20 protein-coding genes and 1 pseudogene are annotated in these 18,980 nt (G+C 66.4%); 12 read left to right on the top strand and 9 right to left on the bottom strand.

Annotation, left to right across the window (positions count from 1 at the left end):
* The first annotated feature begins 78 nt into the window (after positions 1 to 78).
* The 5 genes and pseudogenes from groES to A5625_RS30595 form a co-directional block, all read left to right on the top strand.
* The gene (gene groES, locus A5625_RS01270) at positions 79 to 381 is read left to right on the top strand and encodes a co-chaperone GroES (RefSeq protein WP_007167930.1); all 303 of its coding nucleotides are present in this window, start codon (positions 79 to 81) and stop codon (positions 379 to 381) included.
* A gap of 136 nt (positions 382 to 517) precedes the next feature.
* The gene (groL, locus tag A5625_RS01265) at positions 518 to 2,137 is read left to right on the top strand and encodes a chaperonin GroEL (protein WP_066988569.1); all 1,620 of its coding nucleotides are present in this window, start codon (positions 518 to 520) and stop codon (positions 2,135 to 2,137) included.
* Positions 2,138 to 2,193: 56 nt separating this feature from the next.
* Positions 2,194 to 3,711 (top strand): adenylate/guanylate cyclase domain-containing protein, encoded by a 1,518-nt coding sequence (locus A5625_RS01260; RefSeq protein WP_066988568.1) that lies wholly within the window; start codon positions 2,194 to 2,196, stop codon positions 3,709 to 3,711.
* Complete coding sequence (locus A5625_RS01255; protein WP_066988567.1) at positions 3,704 to 4,126, top strand: Rid family hydrolase; 423 nt, start codon at positions 3,704 to 3,706, stop codon at positions 4,124 to 4,126. The genes A5625_RS01260 and A5625_RS01255 overlap by 8 nt, the downstream gene beginning before the upstream one ends.
* 55 nt (positions 4,127 to 4,181) lie before the next feature.
* A pseudogene (locus A5625_RS30595) lies at positions 4,182 to 4,442 on the top strand (adenylate/guanylate cyclase domain-containing protein); the annotation flags it as partial.
* Positions 4,443 to 4,464: 22 nt separating this feature from the next.
* On the opposite strand, the gene A5625_RS01245 reads toward A5625_RS30595, so the two are convergent.
* The gene (locus A5625_RS01245; RefSeq protein WP_066988565.1) at positions 4,465 to 5,115 is read right to left on the bottom strand and encodes a DUF1345 domain-containing protein; all 651 of its coding nucleotides are present in this window, start codon (positions 5,113 to 5,115) and stop codon (positions 4,465 to 4,467) included.
* A gap of 64 nt (positions 5,116 to 5,179) precedes the next feature.
* Entirely contained in the window at positions 5,180 to 5,980 is an 801-nt protein-coding gene (locus A5625_RS01240; RefSeq protein ID WP_066988572.1) for a TetR family transcriptional regulator, read from the bottom strand.
* 77 nt (positions 5,981 to 6,057) lie between these two features.
* Here A5625_RS01240 and A5625_RS01235 point away from each other — a divergent pair, with 77 nt between their 5' ends.
* The gene (locus tag A5625_RS01235) at positions 6,058 to 7,266 is read left to right on the top strand and encodes an FAD-dependent oxidoreductase (protein ID WP_082984187.1); all 1,209 of its coding nucleotides are present in this window, start codon (positions 6,058 to 6,060) and stop codon (positions 7,264 to 7,266) included.
* On the opposite strand, the gene A5625_RS01230 is transcribed toward A5625_RS01235, so the two are convergent.
* The 5 genes from A5625_RS01230 to A5625_RS01210 form a co-directional block, all read right to left on the bottom strand.
* Positions 7,263 to 7,676 carry a hydrogenase gene (locus A5625_RS01230; RefSeq protein WP_066988564.1) on the bottom strand — a complete coding sequence of 138 codons (414 nt, stop codon included), beginning with the start codon at positions 7,674 to 7,676 and terminating at the stop codon, positions 7,263 to 7,265. The two genes, A5625_RS01235 and A5625_RS01230, sit on opposite strands and share 4 nt — an antisense overlap.
* Before the next feature lie 54 nt (positions 7,677 to 7,730).
* On the bottom strand, positions 7,731 to 8,486 hold the full coding sequence (locus tag A5625_RS01225; RefSeq protein WP_066988563.1) for a superoxide dismutase family protein: 756 nt from the start codon (positions 8,484 to 8,486) through the stop codon (positions 7,731 to 7,733).
* Entirely contained in the window at positions 8,483 to 8,998 is a 516-nt protein-coding gene (locus tag A5625_RS01220; protein ID WP_066988562.1) for a hemerythrin domain-containing protein, read from the bottom strand. Before A5625_RS01220 ends, A5625_RS01225 begins: the two co-directional genes overlap by 4 nt.
* A complete protein-coding gene (locus A5625_RS01215) occupies positions 8,995 to 9,846 on the bottom strand; it encodes a Rieske 2Fe-2S domain-containing protein (RefSeq protein WP_232003317.1) in 852 nt (283 codons plus the stop codon). The genes A5625_RS01220 and A5625_RS01215 overlap by 4 nt, the downstream gene beginning before the upstream one ends.
* A gap of 173 nt (positions 9,847 to 10,019) precedes the next feature.
* Complete coding sequence (locus A5625_RS01210) at positions 10,020 to 10,328, bottom strand: WhiB family transcriptional regulator (RefSeq protein WP_066988560.1); 309 nt, start codon at positions 10,326 to 10,328, stop codon at positions 10,020 to 10,022.
* A 361-nt stretch (positions 10,329 to 10,689) separates the two neighbouring features.
* Between A5625_RS01210 and A5625_RS01205 the strand changes: the two genes are divergently transcribed.
* The 3 genes from A5625_RS01205 (at position 10,690) to A5625_RS01195 (ending at position 12,937) form a co-directional block, all read left to right on the top strand.
* Positions 10,690 to 11,520, top strand: coding sequence for a hypothetical protein (locus A5625_RS01205; protein ID WP_066988559.1), 831 nt, complete (start codon positions 10,690 to 10,692; stop codon positions 11,518 to 11,520).
* A 90-nt stretch (positions 11,521 to 11,610) separates the two neighbouring features.
* Positions 11,611 to 12,189, top strand: a complete 579-nt coding sequence (locus A5625_RS01200) for a sigma-70 family RNA polymerase sigma factor (protein ID WP_066988558.1) — start codon at positions 11,611 to 11,613, stop codon at positions 12,187 to 12,189.
* Positions 12,176 to 12,937: an anti-sigma-D factor RsdA gene (locus tag A5625_RS01195; RefSeq protein WP_197515911.1), complete on the top strand. Its 762-nt coding sequence runs from the start codon at positions 12,176 to 12,178 to the stop codon at positions 12,935 to 12,937. Before A5625_RS01200 ends, A5625_RS01195 begins: the two co-directional genes overlap by 14 nt.
* Before the next feature lie 8 nt (positions 12,938 to 12,945).
* Here the strand turns inward: A5625_RS01195 and A5625_RS01190 are convergent, their stop codons facing one another.
* Positions 12,946 to 13,359, bottom strand: coding sequence for a DUF5319 domain-containing protein (locus tag A5625_RS01190; protein WP_003879523.1), 414 nt, complete (start codon positions 13,357 to 13,359; stop codon positions 12,946 to 12,948).
* Positions 13,360 to 13,521: 162 nt separating this feature from the next.
* Here A5625_RS01190 and guaB point away from each other — a divergent pair, with 162 nt between their 5' ends.
* The 3 genes from guaB to A5625_RS01175 are packed head-to-tail and all read left to right on the top strand — an operon-like array spanning position 13,522 to position 18,047.
* Entirely contained in the window at positions 13,522 to 15,117 is a 1,596-nt protein-coding gene (gene guaB / locus A5625_RS01185; RefSeq protein ID WP_066988556.1) for an IMP dehydrogenase, read from the top strand.
* Positions 15,118 to 15,124: 7 nt separating this feature from the next.
* Positions 15,125 to 16,252 (top strand): GuaB3 family IMP dehydrogenase-related protein, encoded by a 1,128-nt coding sequence (locus A5625_RS01180; protein WP_066988555.1) that lies wholly within the window; start codon positions 15,125 to 15,127, stop codon positions 16,250 to 16,252.
* Between the two features lie 52 nt (positions 16,253 to 16,304).
* Positions 16,305 to 18,047 carry a GMC oxidoreductase gene (locus A5625_RS01175; protein WP_066988554.1) on the top strand — a complete coding sequence of 581 codons (1,743 nt, stop codon included), beginning with the start codon at positions 16,305 to 16,307 and terminating at the stop codon, positions 18,045 to 18,047.
* Here the strand turns inward: A5625_RS01175 and A5625_RS01170 are convergent.
* Positions 18,044 to 18,946 (bottom strand): TauD/TfdA family dioxygenase, encoded by a 903-nt coding sequence (locus A5625_RS01170; RefSeq protein WP_066988553.1) that lies wholly within the window; start codon positions 18,944 to 18,946, stop codon positions 18,044 to 18,046. The genes A5625_RS01175 and A5625_RS01170 overlap by 4 nt on opposite strands.
* Between the last annotated feature and the right edge of the window lie 34 nt (positions 18,947 to 18,980).

Raw genomic sequence — 18,980 nt, 5'->3', positions numbered from 1 at the left:
GGGTTGACCCCGAACCGCCCGGTCAACTCCGGTCCGGGCGCGTCCCGGACCCGACCCAAACACTGGAGGGCTCCAATCGTGGCGAAGGTGAACATCAAGCCACTCGAGGACAAGATTCTCGTGCAGGCCAACGAGGCCGAGACCACGACCGCGTCCGGTCTGGTCATTCCCGACACCGCCAAGGAGAAGCCGCAGGAAGGCACCGTCGTCGCAGTCGGCCCCGGCCGGTGGGACGAAGACGGTGAGAAGCGCATCCCGCTGGACGTCTCGGAAGGCGACACCGTCATCTACAGCAAGTACGGCGGCACCGAGATCAAGTACAACGGCGAGGAGTACCTGATCCTGTCGGCACGCGACGTGCTGGCTGTCGTCTCCAAGTAAGAACCGTGTTCCGCCCCGGCGATCCCCGCGTCCTGCGCGGGTGATTTCCGGGGCGGCATGCGTTTGGGGCTAGTGGCGATCGCAAGCGCGGCGAAGCCGGGCGAAGCGGGTCGCCACCATTCAAACAAGGAGCCTGATGAGCAAAATCATTGAGTACGACGAGACAGCGCGCCGCGCCATCGAGGCCGGCGTGAACACGCTCGCCGATGCGGTACGGGTGACCCTCGGGCCGCGCGGCCGGCACGTGGTGCTGGCCAAGGCATTCGGCGGACCGGCGGTCACCAACGACGGTGTGACCGTTGCCCGTGAGATTGACCTGGAAGACCCGTTCGAGAACCTGGGCGCCCAGCTGGTGAAGTCGGTGGCGACCAAGACCAACGACGTTGCCGGCGATGGCACCACGACGGCGACGGTGTTGGCCCAGGCACTGGTCAAGGGCGGCCTGCGACTGGTTGCGGCCGGCGCCAACCCGATTGAGCTGGGTGCGGGAATAAGCAAGGCCGCTGACACGGTGTCCGAGGCGCTGCTGGCGGCGGCCACCCCGGTCTCCGGCAAGGACGCGATCGCACAGGTGGCGACCGTGTCGTCGCGCGACCAACTGCTGGGTGAGCTGGTCGGCGAGGCGATGACCAAGGTCGGCACCGACGGCGTCGTCAGCGTCGAAGAATCCTCGACACTGAGCACCGAGCTCGAGTTCACCGAGGGCGTCGGTTTCGACAAGGGCTTCCTGTCGGCGTATTTCGTCACCGACTTCGATGCTCAGCAGGCCGTGCTGGACGAGCCGGTAATCCTGTTGCACCAGGACAAGATCAGCTCGCTGCCCGACCTGCTGCCCATGCTGGAGAAGGTCGCCGAATCGGGCAAGCCGTTGCTGATCATCGCCGAGGACATCGAGGGCGAGGCGCTTGCCACCCTGGTCGTCAACTCGATCCGCAAGACCCTCAAGGCCGTTGCGGTCAAGGCGCCGTTCTTCGGCGATCGCCGCAAGGCTTTCCTGGAGGATCTGGCGGTGGTGACCGGCGGCCAGGTGATCAACCCCGACGCGGGCCTGCTGCTGCGTGAGGTCGGCACGGATGTGCTGGGCTCGGCTCGCCGCGTGGTGGTCAGCAAGGACGACACCGTCATCGTCGACGGCGGCGGCCCCAAGGATGCCGTGGCCAACCGCATCAAGCAGTTGCGCGCCGAGATCGAGGCGAGCGACTCCGACTGGGACCGCGAGAAGTTGCAGGAGCGGCTGGCCAAGCTGGCCGGCGGCGTGGCGGTGATCCAGGTGGGTGCGGCCACCGAGACCGCGCTCAAGGAGCGCAAGGAAAGCGTCGAGGATGCCGTGGCGGCGGCCAAGGCCGCCGTCGAAGAGGGCATCGTCGCCGGCGGCGGCTCGGCGCTGCTGCAGACCCGCAGGGCGCTGCAAGAGCTGCGCGCAACGCTCAACGGCGATCAGGCACTGGGCGTCGACGTCTTCTCCGAGGCATTGGCGGCGCCGCTGTATTGGATCGCCACCAACGCCGGTCTGGACGGTGCGGTCGCGGTTCACAAGGTGACCGAGTTGCCAAACGGCCACGGGCTGAACGCGGACAAGCTGACCTACGGCGACTTGGTCGCCGACGGCGTCATCGATCCGGTCAAGGTCACCCGTTCGGCGGTGCTCAATGCGGCGTCGGTGGCCCGGATGGTGCTCACCACCGAAACGGTGGTGGTCGACAAGCCCGCCGAGGAGGACGACCACGGCCACGGCCACGGTCATCACCACCACTAAGAGTTGCTAGACGAAACACCCCCGGTTCATCCGGCCGGGGGTGTTTTGTTTTAGGCATGGACCGCATCTGGCAGTGGGCGTGGGATCGGCACGGAGCGAGGTACTCGTGGGCCGCCTGGGCAATTGTGTTCGGCCCCATGTTGCCCGTCTACCTCCTTCTCTCGTTTCTTGTTCTCGCCTTCGAGCAGTCGAATCACTACGCCGAGGCGGCCCTCATCACCGGTGTCGCCGTGGCGCTGAACGCGTGCGTCGTGATTCGTCCCGGTAGCTCACTGCTCCGCATGGCGCAAATGTGGGCCGCCGGCCGTGAGGTCGATCGTGTGAAAGCACTGCAGGACACCTACACCTGGACTCGCGCGGCGGGAGTTCGAGCACTGGCTTTTGAACCTGTTTGGACCGCAGTGCTTTTGATGGTTATCGGTGTGGTTTCCGGGGCCAGTAGGCCGCGGGTATTTCAGTACGGGATTCTGGGCGCGGCTTTGGGAATTGCCATGGCGCTGATCGGTGTGCACACCTCTGTGCAGGGAGCATTGCGACCGGTCAGGGCCGCCCTCGGCGGCGATACGGGGCTCGGTGACACGCTTCCGCGTTCTCGTCCGACATTTGCCACGTGGATAAACCTCTCCGTGTTGGGCTCGTTGTTCACCTTCGCCGTCGGGGGCGCGATGCTGGCGGTCCTGCTGCGTAGGGCCAGTGAGGTCCCGGTGCTCTTTGTTGCAATCGGATGTTTTTGGACGGTCTTGGCGGTGCCGATCACCGTAGGCGGAATCATTTCGCCCTCCCTCCGGCCCATTCGCGACCTCGCCGAAGGGACCAAACGAGTCGCGGCTGGCGACTATTCGCAACGCTTGCCAGTGGTACAGGACGATGACCTGGGTGCGCTGGCGGCATCGTTCAACCGGATGCAGGCGGGTTTGGCTGAGCGGCAACGACTTCAGACGGCGTTTGGTACCTACGTGGATCCGGCGCTGGCCGCGCGTCTGCTCGAGCAGGGTGACGACGTGTTCACCGGTGAACGCCGCGAGGTGACGGTGATGTTTGTCGACGTCCGTGACTTCACCCCGTTTGCGGAGGCCAATACCGCCGAGGACACGGTCGCCCGCCTCAACGCCTTGTTCGAGATCGTTGTGCCTGCCGTCGTCGACGCCGGCGGGCACGTCAACAAGTTCCTCGGCGACGGCGCACTGGCCGTCTTCGGCGCCCCGAACGAACTGGCCGATCATGCCGATGCCGCACTAAGAGCGGCGGTGCTGATTCATCGCCTCGTCGCCGAGCGTTTCGACGGTGCGCTTCGGATCGGTATCGGGGTTAACACCGGTTTGGTGATCGCTGGAACCATCGGTGGCGGAGGCAAGTTGGAGTTCACCCTGATAGGCGACGCCGTCAACGTCGCCGCCCGTGTCGAGCAGCTCACCAAGACCACCGGTGACCCCGTCCTTCTCACCCAACAAACGGTCGACGCCTTGGTTTCTCGACCGCCCGGACTTGCCGCCCGGGGTGCTCACGCACTGAAGGGCAAGTCAGCCCCCACAGAGGTGTTCGGCCTCGACCGAGCGGATGGCACCCATGGATAAGCCGGTATTTTCCGTCACGCCTGGCTATGGGGAACGCCAGCGGCGGGACTTTCACTACTCACAGGTTGTTCGCTACGGCAACCGGGTAGAGACCGCCGGTCAAGGAGGTTGGGATGACGACTGGCGCTATCCGGAGTCAGTTCGCGACGAAGTCATTCAGGCCTTCGACAACGTCGAACGGACATTGGCAACAGCAGGAGCATCGTGGCGCCACGTGATAACCGTGCACTCGTATCACCTGCCGGACGCGGACGGCCAAATCGGGCCTGAGCACCTCGACACCATGGTCGAACAATTCCGCCTACGCATGGGTGACCGCGCACCGCTGTGGACATGCATCGGCGTCGCCGCGCTGGCGGGTCCAAAGATGCGCGTCGAGATCCAGGTCGCTGCGATCGTCGACGACTACGACTGAGTGCATTCCAGCGCCATATGCGCCTACTGTCGCGTCATGGAGCGCTTGTTGCAGTGGGCATGGGATCGGATACGGCACGCGATACTCGTGGGTGATCGGCGGAGGCAAGCTCGAATTCACATTGATCGGCGACGCCGTGAACGTCGCTGCCCGCGTCGAGCAGCTCACCAAAACTACCGGTGACGCAATCCTGCTCACCCACCAAACCCTCGACGCCTTGGGCACGGCACCGCAAGAACTCGCCGACCGGGGATCGCATGCCTTGAAGGGCAAGTCAGCCGCGGTCCGGGTCTTCAGTCTCGACCCGGCGGCCTGATCGAAAAGCCTGCCGCGGTCGATCAAGATTTGGAGCCCAATCCCGCGATCAGGTTGATGGTGACGGCCAGGATGACGGCGCCGAGCAGATAGGACAGCAACGCATGGCGTAAGACCGTCGCTCTGATCGACGTCAATCCGATTTCGGTGTCTGACACCTGATAGGTCATGCCCACGGTAAAGGCGACATACGCAAAGTCGCGAAAACGAGGTCGCTCCGGGTCGTGAAAGTTGATTCCGCCCGGCTCGTCAGAGTAGTAGAGCCGCGCGTAGTGCATGCTGAACAACGTGTGCACGGCAAACCAGGATGCCGCGACGGTGAGCACGCCGACGGCGGCGGCCTCGACGGCCCCGGGACCCGAGCGGGATGCGGCGGCTACCACGTAACCGACCCCGCCCAGGCTGGCCACGCTTGCCGACACGATGACCGCGTCGGCGACCCAGCGGGTGGGGTCCTCCTTGGTCACGTATCTGCAGGTTTGTTCGGCATCCATTCCACCCAGTAGAAGCCGCGTCCACACCACATAGATACCTGCGGTGACGATCCAGCCGACCAGCGCGAATCGCCAGCCGATCGTGTTACCCACCCCGAGGGCGACGGCGATTCCGAGCACGGCGGCAACCACTATCCGAGCTGCCACCGTGTCTCGAAAGAATGTAGCGAGCGGTTTCACAATCCCGACTTAAGCACGAGCGCAGGCCATCCGGTAGCGCGACGGAACAGAAAGCTGCAGTATGTCACCGCGTCGATGTCGCGACGGCGCGCACGAACATATCGGCGAAGACGTCGCAGACGGTGTCGATGTCGGGCAGCGGCCAGGCGGGGACATTGGACAGAGCCGGCCGGGTGAACAGATGAATCACTATGGGCCCCAACAACTGTTGAACCAGCAGCGGCCGCGGCAGGTCGCGGATGTGTCCGGCCCGTATCTCGGCTTCGAACCAGCGACCGAGCACGCCGAGCATGCGGGGGGCACCGTAGGCCGCGATGGATCGCACCGCGGGACTGGCCGGCCGTGCAAAGGCCTCGGCGAAAATCGCTGGGACAACGCTGGGTTCGCGGCTCAGCGCGGTCGCCACGGTTCGGTAGAACCCGCGCACCATGTCGGCGAAGTCATCGCAGGGGCGCGCCAGGTAGTCCTCGATGTCGCCGACCGGGCTGTGCCGTTCGAAAACCTGTCGCATCAACTCGTCGCGACCACCGAACACCGCATGCAGGCTGTACACCGAGCAATTAGCTCGGGCCGCGACCGCTTCCAATGTTGCTGCGGCAAGGCCGGATTCGCTGATCAATGATGCGGCTGCCGCCACGGCGCGGGCACGGACGGGGGGCAGGCCGCCCGGGTCGACTCCGGCCGCGCGAACGGCGTCATTCAAGGCGGTGCGTGAGCCGCCAAAGCGTCGCAGCAGGGTGCTTCGCGAGATCCCGGCCTCGGACGCAATCGCCGCGACGGGAACGTCGGCGACGTCCTTGCCCAGCTTTTCCGCAGCGCGCAGCGCGGCTTCCACCACTTGTGGCGTCGACACCTGTGCAGCCATACCGCCTCCCCGGCCGCCGTGATACATTACTTGGTGCAGTCTGCAATTGTATTCCACGCTCCACGAGGAGTCACACAATGACGCAAGTTATGCAGACCCAGGTATGCATTGCCGGCGGCGGTCCGGCCGGCATGGTTCACGCCCTGCTGCTCGCCCGCGCCGGAATCCGGGTTGTCGTCCTGGAAAAGCACAACGACTTCTTGCGCGACTTCCGTGGCGACACCGTGCACCCGACCACCCTGCGGATCATGGACGAACTCGGGTTCATCGACGAGTTCCTGCGGTTACCGCACACCAAGATCGACCGCGTCGCCTTCGACACCGACGGCTCGATTCGCACCTTCGGCAACTTCAAGGTGCTCAAACGGCTCGGCTTCCGGCAGCCCTATATCGCCATGATGCCGCAGTGGGACTTTCTCGACTTCATCGCCGAAAAGGCTTCGGCCTACTCGGAATTCACCCTGATCCGCAACGCGGAGGTCACCGACCTGATCTTCGACGGTGACCGAGTGGCCGGAGTACGCACGCCGGAACTACAGGTGCGGGCCGATCTGGTGATAGCTGCGGACGGACGCAAGTCCGCGGTGCGCGCGGCGGCGGGCCTGCAGACCGCCGCGGCGCACTCCCCGATGGACGTGCTGTGGTTCCGGCTGAAATGGCGCCCCGGCGACCCCCGGGAACTGTTCGCGGTGCTGCGCAAGGGCCTGATGATGGCCATGATCTACCGGGGCGACTATTGGCAGATCGCCTACCTGATGCCCAAGGGATCGAACCCCCGGGCCGGATCCCTGGAGGCGTTCAAGGAGCGGATCGCCACCGCGCAACCGCGGTTGCGCGAGCACGTCAATGACCTGAGCTCGTGGGACGACACCAGCGAGCTGGACGTGCGGGTGGACCGGCTCGAGACGTGGTGGCGGACCGGTCTGCTGTGCATAGGCGATGCCGCGCATGCCATGTCGCCGGCCGGCGGTGTGGGAATCAACCTCGCCGTCGCCGATGCGGTGGCCGCCGCCAACACTTTGTGCGGCCCGCTGCGCGACGGCCGGGTGACCGACGACGATCTGGCGAAGGTGCAGCGGCGGCGCGAGCTACCCACTCGGATCGTCCAGGCTTTTCAGGTGTTGATGCAAGACAAGGCGATCGCGCCCAATCTCAGTGGTGATCTGTCACCGATCCGCGTCCCAAAGATCGTGGGAATGGGCCCCCTGCAAGCGATTCCGCCGCTTCTCGTCGGGCGGGGCTTTCGCCCCGAGCATGTCCGCACCCCTGACGTGCATGCGGCCTAGTGCGTCGTTAAAAGCCCGGCGATCACGATGCCCACGCCGAATAACACCGCCAGCGACAGCGACACCAACAGAAAGCTGACCACCCACTCCTTGGCCGTCGAGGCTTGAAAGTCGCCGGTCGCAATGGGGGCAAATCGGCGACCGGCACCCCATGCCGCCGCGAGCAGTGTCCCCAACCAGTTCGCATAGCCGGCATACACGATCAGCGCGACGGCGGTGATTCCCCATGCGTGCGGCAAATCGAGGTATGGCCAGAGCAGACCGAGCAGCACCATGAAGATGCCGTTGAGCAGTGCCTCGAGGTGGCTCGACAGCGCCATGCGCGGATTCTTTAATGCGGGCACGGCCAGCCCGGTCAACAGCCCGAGCAGAAAGAGGGCGAGGCCGAGGATGAACAGCGCCTTCTGCATGCCAGAACTGTAGGGGTCGGCGAACTTCGAGAAGGCGGTTTTCGCTGCGGCGGATCAGCGCCCGGGCGGAGAGTATTGCGGCGACGTCACGGTCGTGGTCGGTACGGACGTTGTCAGGGTCGGGGTGCTGGTGACGGTGACGGTGCTGGTGCTGGTGCTGGTGGTCGCCGGGGGCACGAGGGTGGTCGTGGTGCTCGTCGTGACGCTGGTGGTCGTCGTGGTCGTCGCGGACGGCGCCGCGATCACACCGCACGCCAACCGCTTGCCCGACTCAGTAGTGGGGGTGTTGCCCAAGTTATCCGCGGTCTGGTGAATGATCAGCGCGGTGCCCGAGCTGTTACGCAGGTCGGATGCGGTGAACGCATTGCTGGTGGTGACGAGTTTCGCCGAGCCGTCGGAGCGAACCTGCAGTGCGGTCAGGTCGCCGCTGGCGGGGTAGCTCGTGTGATTCGACGCCTGGTAGACGGCACCGGCGGACTCGAAGTCCCCGGTCGATCCTCCGGCGGGCGCAGCCGAAGTCGGCTCGCATCTGCCCACCGAATGGATTTGCAGCCCATGGAAGCCGGGGCTCAGCACCTGGTTGGGACCGGCCTCCACGGTCACCGTCGCATAGCCGTTCGCGAATTCGAAGGTGGCGTTGGCGACGGGGCTGCCGTCGGCCGTCTTCAGCTGGGTGGTCAACCGCTCCGCACCGGGTGTCGAGCTGGTCGGCGAAGTATTGGACTGATTGCCTTGCTGGTTTGCGCACGCGGCTAGCGAAGCGATGGTGGCGGTGAGCGCCGCGACCGCAACAGATGTGGCCCTGTTCACTTGCGCTGCTTACCCCAATTGGTCTGCACCGAAACGAGAGAGCTCAGCAGGGCCTTACGGCTTCGGACCCGGAATTTGTTGATGGGAGACTGCCGTAACCGGGCAATGCGCTCGACCATCCTCTTTCCCAGCGCCTCGAGCACGTCTGAACTCAAATCTACTGGGGCCGGGCACAAGTCGCGCTCCTCTTCACTGGCGTGGGCGTCCAGCACCGTGACAAAGGAATTCCATTCGTCCTGGTATTGCGGCGCCGCCGGTGGTGTGCGAAGCAGCGTCGCCAGCTGATCCCACACCTGCCGGTGCTCGGCATGGGCGATGGCGACCAGTGCGCTGGCCGCGGATACCGCCGGGTAGAACAAGTCATCCTCGATGCGCATGTGGATGTCCAGCTCGATCAGCAGTTCGTCGAGCGCATCTTGGCGCTCGTCGGAATCCGGCGGCAGATCGGTGATCTTCTTGCACAGACCGCGCAACACCTCGTGATGCTCGAAAAGCACGTCGTAGGCATTCATTTCGCCGCTCCGCGCACCTCGATAACTCCGTCGCGAATCCGGACCGGGTAGTTCGGCAGCGCGGCCGTCGCCGGTCCGCGCGTCACTTCTCCTGATCGACAGGCGAACCTCGAGCCGTGCCAGGGGCACACGATCCGATCGCGATCAATCCAGCCGTCACTCATGGGCGCGCCCAGGTGCGGGCAGTGCGCACCGGTGGCCACCACCTGACCCTCGATGCGATACAGCACCAAGCCGACGCCGGCCACCTCGACTCGCCGCGGCTGCCCATCCAACGCCGTCACCGGCAGCACCGGCGTCCAATGCGCGCCGATCAACCGGGCGCCGGAACGATCCACGCCGGTGCCCGATCCGAACACCAAAGCCCCGCCGAGGTAACCGCCGCCCAGCGTGAGGCCGTAGCCCACCGCGCTGCTCGCCATTCCACGTAGCTGACGGCCCCGGTGGCGATCCCACCAGGACACCGCATACAGGCCCGTCGCGACCGCGTTCAGCACGCCATGGACAAGACCGATGCGGCGCGACTGCTCGTGGGTGTGCTGCCAGTCCGTCACACCGGTGGCCGCCGCGCCGACACTTCCGATAAGGGCGACCCCTAACGCAAACCTCGACCCGTCACGCAGTCGAGCAGTACGCCCGGACAGCACGCCGGCCGCGTCCAGCACGACGGCCGTCGTCACCGCACCGGTCGGCACTGACGTCAACGCCGGATGCACCGGATGACCGAGCCAGGTGCCGTGCAATGCGTTGCTGACCCGATCGCGGTTGCGGCCAAGGGCCGCGAACAGGAACGTCAATGCGTGTTCGAGCCGATAGCTCGGCCGATCCAGCCACGCTTGTTGTCCCAGCCGTGCAAGCAAGGAAAGTCCAGCCACAGCGCCCCTCCGGTGTGTGCGGAGTCGGCGTGGCGCAACGCGTCTCGACGCCGCGTCGACTGTGGACCAGACCTCCCCGATCTAGCCCACGACTAGGACACGGACTGGGACCGTGAATCGTTCAATTGCGGCCGGAGCCGCGGGGATCAGGCCGAGCGGCGGATGCTGCGTCCGCGGCCGATGTCGCCCTTGAGCAGCAGGTCGCGCTCGGACTCCGACAGGCCGCCCCAAACCCCGTACGGCTCACCGACTTCGAGGGCATGCGAGCGGCACTCCTGGATCACCGGGCACTGCCGGCACATTTCCTTCGCGCGCTGCTCGCGCTGCATGCGGGCCCTGCCACGTTCGCCGTCCGGGTGGAAAAACATCGACGAGTCAACCCCGCGGCACAAACCCTGCAGTTGCCAATTCCAGATGTCGGCGTTAGGCCCAGGTAGCTGCTCCGGCTGTGGCATTGGTTCGTTCCCTCTCTGCACCGGCCCGCTCGAGCTCAGTTTCGTGAACGCGATTGGGTGCAACTTAAATTAAGTGGAGTGGGGGTCACCGATGACTACCCGTCATGCGTAGACGTTAGGGGTGACGGTGAATTTCCGTCAATAGCCACTTAGCCCGACAAATTATCTGGCGATCGGGGCAAAATTAACTTTGCGTTCATCTCTAATGAATTGGCGAAACCGACATCGTGCTACCAGGCAGTTGACCGAAACGTGATTTCCCAGCTCAGCGCAAGGGTGAGCGGTAAGCAGGATTTATCCATGGGCTATAGTGATTAACGGTTCGGTAACAAGAAGACCACAAACTGTTTACTACATCATTGTGATTGAAACTCGTCACACTTCCTTGATTGGGCGCCGGTTGGCCGGTGCCGCCTTCGGAGACCAGCCCGGCAGCTGGCCGCTGCCGTCGGCGACGACGCCGGACCAGTTGTGGCTGCGCGCCGTGGCGGCCGGCGGGCAGGGGCGCTACGGCGCAGCCTACCGCGACCTCGCGGTGCTGCGGCGCACCGTTTCGGCCGGACGGCTGGCCTCGTTGGGCATGAGCACGCAGGGGTCTTTTCTGCGCCAACTCGGTTGGCACGCCTTGGCGCGGGGCTGGGACGGTCGGGCATTGGCGCTGGCCGGGGGCGATGCCGAGGCGGGCGCCGATGCGCTGATCGGGCTGGCGGCCGACGCGCTGGGCGTCGGGCGCTTCGCGGCCGCGGCGACGCTGCTGGCGCGCGTCGACCCGCTGCTGGCATCCGCGAACGGCGACGCCGCGGTGCCCGACCGGCTGCCGGTGCGCCGACGGTGGGTGGCCGCCGAGCTCGCGATGGCCTGCGGCGACGGCGACGTCGCAGTCCGTCATGCCGACGAAGGGGTTGAGCTGGCGGCGGCCATGGCCGTGGCATCGCCGCGGCACCGGGTCAAAAGCGACGTGGTGCTGGCCGCCGCGCTGTGCTGCTCGGGCAATATCGAGCGGGCCCGCACGGTCGCGGATGGCGCGCTGCAAACCACCGGGCAATTGGGGCTGCTACCACTTCGTTGGGCGCTTGCTTGCTTGCTGATCGATATCGGAAGTGTCACTTTTCCGGCACATCAGCTGCACGAAATCCGCGATGTCTGCGCAGGCCAGGTCCGGCGCGCCGGTGGGACGTGGCGTTCCGCTTGAAACAGCCTTTCGCCCGTTATTGTCATTTCGTTAGTTAGCCCGGTTGGCCCGCGATGTGTCCGCTTCGTAACGTTGGAGAGATCACAGTCGATGACAATTCCAGCAGGGGAACGTCTCGACGCTGTGGTCGCCAAGGCCGTCACTGGAGACCACAACGCATTGAGGGAGGTGCTGGAGACCATCCGTCCGATCGTCGTGCGTTATTGCCGGGCGCGAGTCGGCACCGTCGATCGGGGTGGCCTGTCAGCGGATGACGTGGCACAGGAGGTGTGCTTGGCGACTATCACGGCGCTACCGCGTTATCGCGATCGGGGACGTCCGTTCCTGGCCTTCCTGTACGGCATCGCGGCCCACAAGGTTGCCGACGCGCACCGCGCTGCCGGTCGCGATCTTGCCTATCCCACCGAATCGATTCCCGAGCGGTGGTCACCTGACGCGGGACCCGAACAGCTTGCCATCGAAGCCGATTCGGTGAGCCGGATGAGTGAACTGCTCGAGATCTTGCCCGCCAAGCAACGCGAGATCCTGATTCTGCGCGTTGTCGTCGGCCTGTCCGCCGAGGAGACCGCGGCCGCGGTCGGCAGTACCACCGGCGCGGTCCGAGTTGCCCAGCACCGCGCACTGTCGCGGCTCAAGTCCGAGATGATCGCGGCGGGTGACTGTGCCTGAATCTCTTGACGAATTCGCCCGCACCGACCTGCTTCTCGATGCGTTGGCCCGGCGCCGGCCGGTCGACGTCGAGGATCCCGAGGTCGGCGTGCTGACCACCCTGCTGGAGGACTGGCGCGACAACCTCAGGTGGCCCCCGGCCAGCGCGCTGGTGACGCCCGAAGAGGCCGTCAACGCATTGCGCACCGGACTGGCCGAGCGCCGGCGCGGCCATCGCGGCCTGGCCGTCGTCGGATCGGTTGCCATCGCGCTGCTGGTGCTCAGCGGCTTCGGCGCGATGGTGGTCGAGGCCGGGCCCGGCGGCACCCTGTACGGGCTGCACGCGATGTTCTTCGACCAGCCTCAGGTGCACGAGAAGCAGGAGATGCTGGCTGCCAAGGCCGACCTGGCGAAGGTGCAGGAAGCAATCGACCGCGGCCAGTGGGATCAGGCCAAGACTCAGCTCACCGAGGTGAGCAGCTTGGTGCAGTCGATCGACGACCCGGCCAGCAAACAGGAGCTGATGGATCAGCTGAAGCTGTTGAACGCCAAGGTCGAATCGCGCAATCCCAACGCCACGCCGCCCGTCCCGGCCGCAACACCGACGTTGGTGCCGCCGGCGGCATCCACCACGATTCCGGCGGCGCCCCCGGCCGCCTCGGTCGCGCCCCCGCAGGCAGCGACCCCGTCGCCGAGTCCGTCAGTGGGCAAGCATCACCATCACAGCCATACGCCACCTCCGGTGGCGCCGCTGGCTCCGAATCAGTGAGGCCGAAATCAGTGCCGGCGGTGGAAACCGTCGGCGTCTGACGTCGCTTCGTTGAGCGAAGCGTCGGCGTAGCCCCGGCAGTAATCCCACGTGACGTAGGCGTCCGGCTCGGGGTCATAGGCGGGCTCGTGCGGACGCACGGTGCCGTCGATCAACAGCTGCAGCAGGTTGGCGCGCAGCATGTCCCAGTCGTGGTAGTGATCTTGCTGACATTCGTCGCAGCACACCACCAGCCCGCGAATACCTTTGTGCGCCAGCAGTGCTTCATAGACGGCCAGATCGGCGAGGTCGGCCTCGACGGCCATCCGCTCTTGCTGATCAAGGGGCTGGCCTGGCTCGACGGCATCCAGCGCCGCCGACGGATCACAGGGGTCGTCGGCGAAAGGGTCGGGCGGCAAACCCGGTGGGAGGTGGTCGCGCACGTCCTCTAGCCTACGCAGCCCGCCCGGCATAACGCCAGCAGGCCGATGCTCGCCGTTTTCGTGGCGTTTGGTGTGCGCGGCGCGCCCGAGCAAGCGAACGACAGCGAGAGGTGAGCCGATAGGATGGGTTTCTCACGCCGCATCGTATGGAGGGCGCAGGAGATGACCCGTGGCACGTCCCACCTGGAGGACAGTTCTGACCTCGTCGGCAGTCCATACGTTCGGGTGGGTGGTCTGATCGATGACCCGGTGCCCACCGGAGGCGACAACCCGCACAAGATCGCGATGCTGGGGTTGACGTTCGACGACGTGCTGCTGCTGCCCGCCGCCTCGGACGTCGTTCCCGCTACCGCGGACACGTCCAGCCAGCTCACCAAGAAGATCAGGCTCAAAGTGCCGCTGGTGAGTTCGGCGATGGACACGGTCACCGAGTCGCGGATGGCCATCGCGATGGCCCGGGCCGGCGGCATGGGTGTGCTGCACCGCAATCTGCCGGTCGCCGAGCAGGCCGGTCAGGTCGAAATGGTGAAGCGCTCGGAGGCCGGCATGGTCACCGACCCGGTCACCTGCCGCCCGGACAACACCCTGGCTCAGGTCGACGCGATGTGCGCGCGGTTCCGCATCTCCGGCCTGCCGGTGGTCGACGACGGGGGTGCGCTGGTCGGCATCATCACCAACCGCGACATGCGGTTCGAGGTCGACCAGACCAAGAAGGTCGCCGAGGTGATGACCAAGGCGCCGTTGATCACCGCGCAGGAGGGCGTGTCCGCCGACGCGGCGCTGGGCCTGTTGCGGCGCCACAAGATCGAGAAGCTGCCCATCGTCGACGGCCACGGCCGGCTGACCGGGCTGATCACCGTCAAGGACTTCGTCAAGACCGAGCAACATCCGCTGGCCACCAAGGACAGCGACGGCAGGCTGCTGGTCGGCGCCGCCGTCGGCGTCGGTGGCGATGCCTGGGTCCGGGCGATGATGCTGGTCGACGCCGGGGTGGACGTGCTGATCGTGGACACCGCGCATGCGCACAACCGGCTGGTGCTCGATATGGTCGGCAAACTCAAGGCCGAGGCGGGCGAGAAGGTTGAGGTCATCGGCGGCAATGTGGCCACCCGGTCGGCGGCCGCGGCCCTGGTCGCCGCCGGTGCCGACGCGGTGAAGGTGGGCGTGGGACCCGGATCGATCTGCACCACCCGGGTGGTGGCCGGCGTCGGGGCGCCACAGATCACGGCGATTCTGGAGGCGGTCGCGGCCTGTGGCCCGGCGGGCGTGCCGGTGATCGCCGACGGCGGGCTGCAGTACTCCGGCGACATCGCCAAGGCCCTGGCGGCGGGCGCGTCGACGGCCATGCTGGGCTCGTTGCTGGCGGGCACCGCCGAGGCCCCCGGCGAGCTGATCTTCGTCAACGGCAAGCAGTTCAAGAGCTACCGCGGGATGGGGTCGTTGGGGGCCATGGCGGGCCGGGGTTCGAGCGCCGGAAAGTCCTATTCCAAGGACCGCTACTTCGCCGACGACGCGCTGTCCGAAGACAAGCTGGTGCCGGAGGGAATCGAGGGCCGGGTGCCCTTCCGCGGCCCGCTGTCCTCGGTGATCCACCAGTTGACCGGCGGCCTGCGCGCCGCGATGGGCTATACCGGCTCGCCGACCATCGAGGCGCTGCAACAGGCGCAGTTCGTCCGGATCACGGCGGCCGGGTTACGGGAAAGCCACCCGCACGACGTCGCGATGACGGTCGAAGCCCCCAACTACTACGCACGCTGAGGCCCACATGGTCGAGATCGGGATGGGCCGCGTCGCCCGTCGCAGCTATGAACTGAGCGAAATCAGCATCGTGGCCTCCCGGCGCACCCGCTCTTCGCAGGACGTGTCGACCGCCTGGCAGCTGGACGCCTACCGGTTCGAGATCCCGGTGCTGGCGCATCCGACCGATGCGCTGGTGTCGCCCGAGTTCGCGATCGAACTCGGCAAGCTCGGCGGTCTGGGCGTGCTCAACGGCGAGGGACTGGTCGGGCGGCACGCCGACGTCGAGGCCAAGATCGCGCAGCTGGTCGAGGCCGCCAGCAAGGAGCCCGAACCGTCGGCGGCCATCCGGTTGCTGCAGGAATTCCATGCGGCCCCGCTCGACCCGGATCTGCTGGGCGCCGCGGTCGCCCGGATCCGGGAAGCCGGGGTCACCACCGCGGTGCGGGTCAGCCCGCAAAACGCTCAGGCGCTGACGCCGGTGCTGGTCCAGGCCGGCATCGACCTGCTGGTCATCCAGGGCACCATCGTCTCGGCCGAACGGGTGGCCAGCGACGGTGAACCGCTGAACCTCAAGACGTTCATCTCCGAGCTCGACGTGCCGGTGGTCGCTGGCGGCGTGCAGGACCACCGCACCGCACTGCATCTGATGCGCACCGGCGCCGCCGGCGTCATCGTGGGTTATGGCGCCACCAGGGGAGTGACCACCAGCGACGAGGTGCTGGGCATCAGCGTGCCGATGGCCACCGCCATCGCCGACGCCGCCGCCGCGCGGCGCGAGTACCTCGACGAGACCGGTGGCCGTTACGTGCACGTGCTGGCCGACGGCGACATCCACACCTCCGGCGAGCTGGCGAAGGCGATCGCGTGCGGCGCCGACGCGGTGGTGCTGGGCACGCCGCTCGCCGAGTCCGCCGAGGCGCTGGGCGAGGGATGGTTCTGGCCGGCCGCAGCGGCGCACCCGTCGTTGCCGCGCGGGGCGCTGCTGCAGATCGCCGTCGGCGAGCGCCCACCCCTGCAGCAAGTGCTCAACGGGCCGTCCGATGACCCGTTCGGCAGCCTCAACCTGGTCGGTGGGCTGCGCCGGTCGATGGCCAAGGCCGGCTATTGCGACCTCAAGGAGTTCCAGAAGGTTGGCCTGACCGTCGGTAGCTGACGCGCCCGGAGGCCGCTGGCTCGTTACCGACCGGTAAGGCCATACTGGTGCGATGAAGCCGGATTACGACGTACTGATCATCGGTTCGGGTTTCGGGGGCAGCGTCACCGCTTTGCGGCTGACGGAAAAGGGCTACCGCGTCGGTGTATTGGAGGCCGGGCGCCGGTATTCCGACGAGGATTTCGCCGAGACGTCCTGGGACCTGCGTAAGTTCTTGTGGGCGCCCCGGCTGGGCTGCTACGGCATTCAGCGGATCCACCCGTTGAAGAACGTGATGATCCTGGCCGGCGCCGGAGTGGGCGGCGGGTCGCTGAACTACGCCAACACGCTGTATGTGCCGCCCGATCCGTTCTTCAACGACCCGCAGTGGAAACACATCACCGACTGGCGCGACGAGCTGATGCCGCACTACGAGCAGGCGCAGCGGATGCTGGGCGTGGTGGAGAACCCGACCTTCACCGACGCCGACCGGATCGTCAAACAGGTCGCCGACGAGATGGGTTGTGGCGACACGTTCGTGCCGACGCCGGTCGGGGTGTTCTTCGGCCCCGGCGGCACCAAGGCGCCGGGCAAGACCGTGCCGGACCCGTACTTCGGTGGCGCGGGGCCGGAACGCACCGGATGCCTGGAGTGTGGGTGCTGCATGACCGGCTGCCGCTACGGCGCCAAGAACACCCTGCTGAAGAATTATCTTGCGCTCGCCGAATCGGCCGGGGCACAGGTCATTCCGATGACGACGGTGAAGCGTTTCGAGCAGCGTCCCGATGGCCTGTGGGAGGTTCGCACGGTACGCACCGGAAGTTGGCTGCGCCGCGACCGGCGCACCTACACGGCGAATCATCTGGTGCTGGCCGCAGGAACCTGGGGCACCCAGCATCTGCTGTTCAACATGCGCGATGAGGGTCGGCTGCCCCGGCTGTCGAATCGGCTGGGCATGCTGACCCGTACCAACTCCGAGTCCATCGTCGGCGCCGGGAAGCTCGAGGTCGACCCGAACCTCGACCTGACGCACGGGGTGGCGATCACGTCGTCGATCCACCCGACGTCGGACACCCACATCGAGCCGGTCCGCTATGGCAAGGGCTCCAACGCGATGGGGCTGCTGCAGACGCTGATGACCGACGGCCATGGCCCCGAAGGCACCGACGTGCCGCGCTGGAAGCAGCTGCTGGACCAGGCTCGTGCCGACCCGAAGCGGATGCTCCGGCTGCTCAACACCCGGCAGTGGAGCGAACGCACGTTGATCGCCCTGGTGATGCAGCACCTGGACAACTCGATCACCACCTACACCAAGCGCGGGAAGCTGGGCATCCGGTGGTACACCAGCAAGCAGGGGCACGGCGAGCCCAACCCGTCGTGGATTCCGGTCGGCAACGAGGTCACCCGGCGCATCGCGGACAAGATCGACGCCGTGGCCGGCGGCACCTGGGGAGAGCTGTTCAACATCCCGCTGACCGCGCATTTCCTCGGCGGCGCGGTGATCGGCGACAACGCCGACCACGGCGTGATCGACCCGTATCACCGGGTCTACGGCTACCCGACGCTGTTCGTGGTGGACGGCGCGGCCATCTCGGCGAACCTGGGTGTCAACCCCTCGCTGTCCATTACCGCCCAGGCCGAGCGGGCCGCGTCGTTGTGGCCGAACAACGGCGAGAACGACTTGCGCCCGTCGCAGGGCGAGCCGTATCGCCGGCTGGAGCCGATCGCGCCCAACGCGCCGGTGGTGCCGGCCGATGCGCCGGGGGCACTGCGCTGGTTGCCGATCAGTCCGGTGCGCACCGCTGACGCCGGCTAGCTCGCCAGCACCTGCAGCGGTGCACCACTGATCACCCGGCTGCGCTGCCCGCGCACGTCGGCCGGCACATCGCCCATCAAGGTGATGCGGTGCATCAGCCGGGGCTGGTCGTCGTAGTCGTCGATCGCCCGGTGCTGGGTCGCGCGGTTGTCCCACATGGCGACGTCGCCATGGGCCCAGCTCCATCGAATGGTGTTCTCCGGCATGGTGATCCGCCGTTGCAGCAGTTCCAGCAGCGCGGTTGACTCGTTGCTGTCCAGGCCGACGAAGCTGCGCACGAAATCGCCGGCCAGCAAGCTGCGTTCACCGGTCTCCGGGTGCACCCGCACCACCGGGTGCTCGGTGCGAAAGTCCGGCTTCTCGAAGGCCTGCCGGAACGCCCGCTGCGCGTCGTTCATCGACATGGCCGCTTCGGTGGTGACGTAGTCATAGCGGTTGGTATGCAGCGCCCATAGGTTTTCCACCAGGTGCTTGAGTGGTTCGGGCAGCTGTTGGTAGGCCGCCACGGTCGAGGCCCACAGCGTCGAGCCGCCATAGGCCGGCAGGGTGACCGCCCGCAGGATTGACGCCGCCGGGTAGTTGGCGGCGAACGTCACGTCGGTGTGCCAGCGGGTGGCCTTGCCGTACTCCGAATCGATCGGGGTGATCACCGGCAGGTGCTCGGCGGCCAGTGCGGATGCGGCCGGATGTCCGATCGGCGTACCCAGCAATTCGGCGAACGCGAGCTGTTGGTCGTCGTCCAGGTGATGCTGATGGCGGAAGAAGATCACCTTGTGGGTAAACAACGCCCGGCGGATCGTCTCGACCGCGTCCTTGTCGAGGTCGCCGCCGAGGCGCACCCCGTCCACCCGCGCGCCGATGCGGCTGCCCAGCCTGGTGACGGTTATCTGACCTGTCATTTCGTCGTCCTTGAATCAAAACGGGTGTAGTCAA

The sequence above is a fragment of the Mycobacterium sp. 1465703.0 genome (assembly GCF_001672975.1).
Lineage (GTDB): Bacteria > Actinomycetota > Actinomycetes > Mycobacteriales > Mycobacteriaceae > Mycobacterium.
This window is presented reverse-complemented; position numbering and strand designations above follow the sequence as displayed.

What these genes read in the sequence shown, in the direction of transcription:
- groL (WP_066988569.1), top strand. Translation starts at nt 518, where the DNA reads ATGAGCAAAATCATTGAGTACGACGAGACAGCGCGCCGCGCCATCGAG.
- A5625_RS01260 (WP_066988568.1), top strand. Translation starts at nt 2,194, where the DNA reads ATGGACCGCATCTGGCAGTGGGCGTGGGATCGGCACGGAGCGAGGTAC.
- A5625_RS01255 (WP_066988567.1), top strand. Translation starts at nt 3,704, where the DNA reads ATGGATAAGCCGGTATTTTCCGTCACGCCTGGCTATGGGGAACGCCAG.
- A5625_RS01240 (WP_066988572.1), bottom strand. Translation starts at nt 5,980, where the DNA reads ATGGCTGCACAGGTGTCGACGCCACAAGTGGTGGAAGCCGCGCTGCGC.
- A5625_RS01235 (WP_082984187.1), top strand. Translation starts at nt 6,058, where the DNA reads ATGACGCAAGTTATGCAGACCCAGGTATGCATTGCCGGCGGCGGTCCG.
- A5625_RS01230 (WP_066988564.1), bottom strand. Translation starts at nt 7,676, where the DNA reads ATGCAGAAGGCGCTGTTCATCCTCGGCCTCGCCCTCTTTCTGCTCGGG.
- A5625_RS01220 (WP_066988562.1), bottom strand. Translation starts at nt 8,998, where the DNA reads ATGAATGCCTACGACGTGCTTTTCGAGCATCACGAGGTGTTGCGCGGT.
- A5625_RS01210 (WP_066988560.1), bottom strand. Translation starts at nt 10,328, where the DNA reads ATGCCACAGCCGGAGCAGCTACCTGGGCCTAACGCCGACATCTGGAAT.
- A5625_RS01200 (WP_066988558.1), top strand. Translation starts at nt 11,611, where the DNA reads ATGACAATTCCAGCAGGGGAACGTCTCGACGCTGTGGTCGCCAAGGCC.
- guaB (WP_066988556.1), top strand. Translation starts at nt 13,522, where the DNA reads ATGACCCGTGGCACGTCCCACCTGGAGGACAGTTCTGACCTCGTCGGC.
- A5625_RS01180 (WP_066988555.1), top strand. Translation starts at nt 15,125, where the DNA reads ATGGTCGAGATCGGGATGGGCCGCGTCGCCCGTCGCAGCTATGAACTG.
- A5625_RS01175 (WP_066988554.1), top strand. Translation starts at nt 16,305, where the DNA reads ATGAAGCCGGATTACGACGTACTGATCATCGGTTCGGGTTTCGGGGGC.
- A5625_RS01170 (WP_066988553.1), bottom strand. Translation starts at nt 18,946, where the DNA reads ATGACAGGTCAGATAACCGTCACCAGGCTGGGCAGCCGCATCGGCGCG.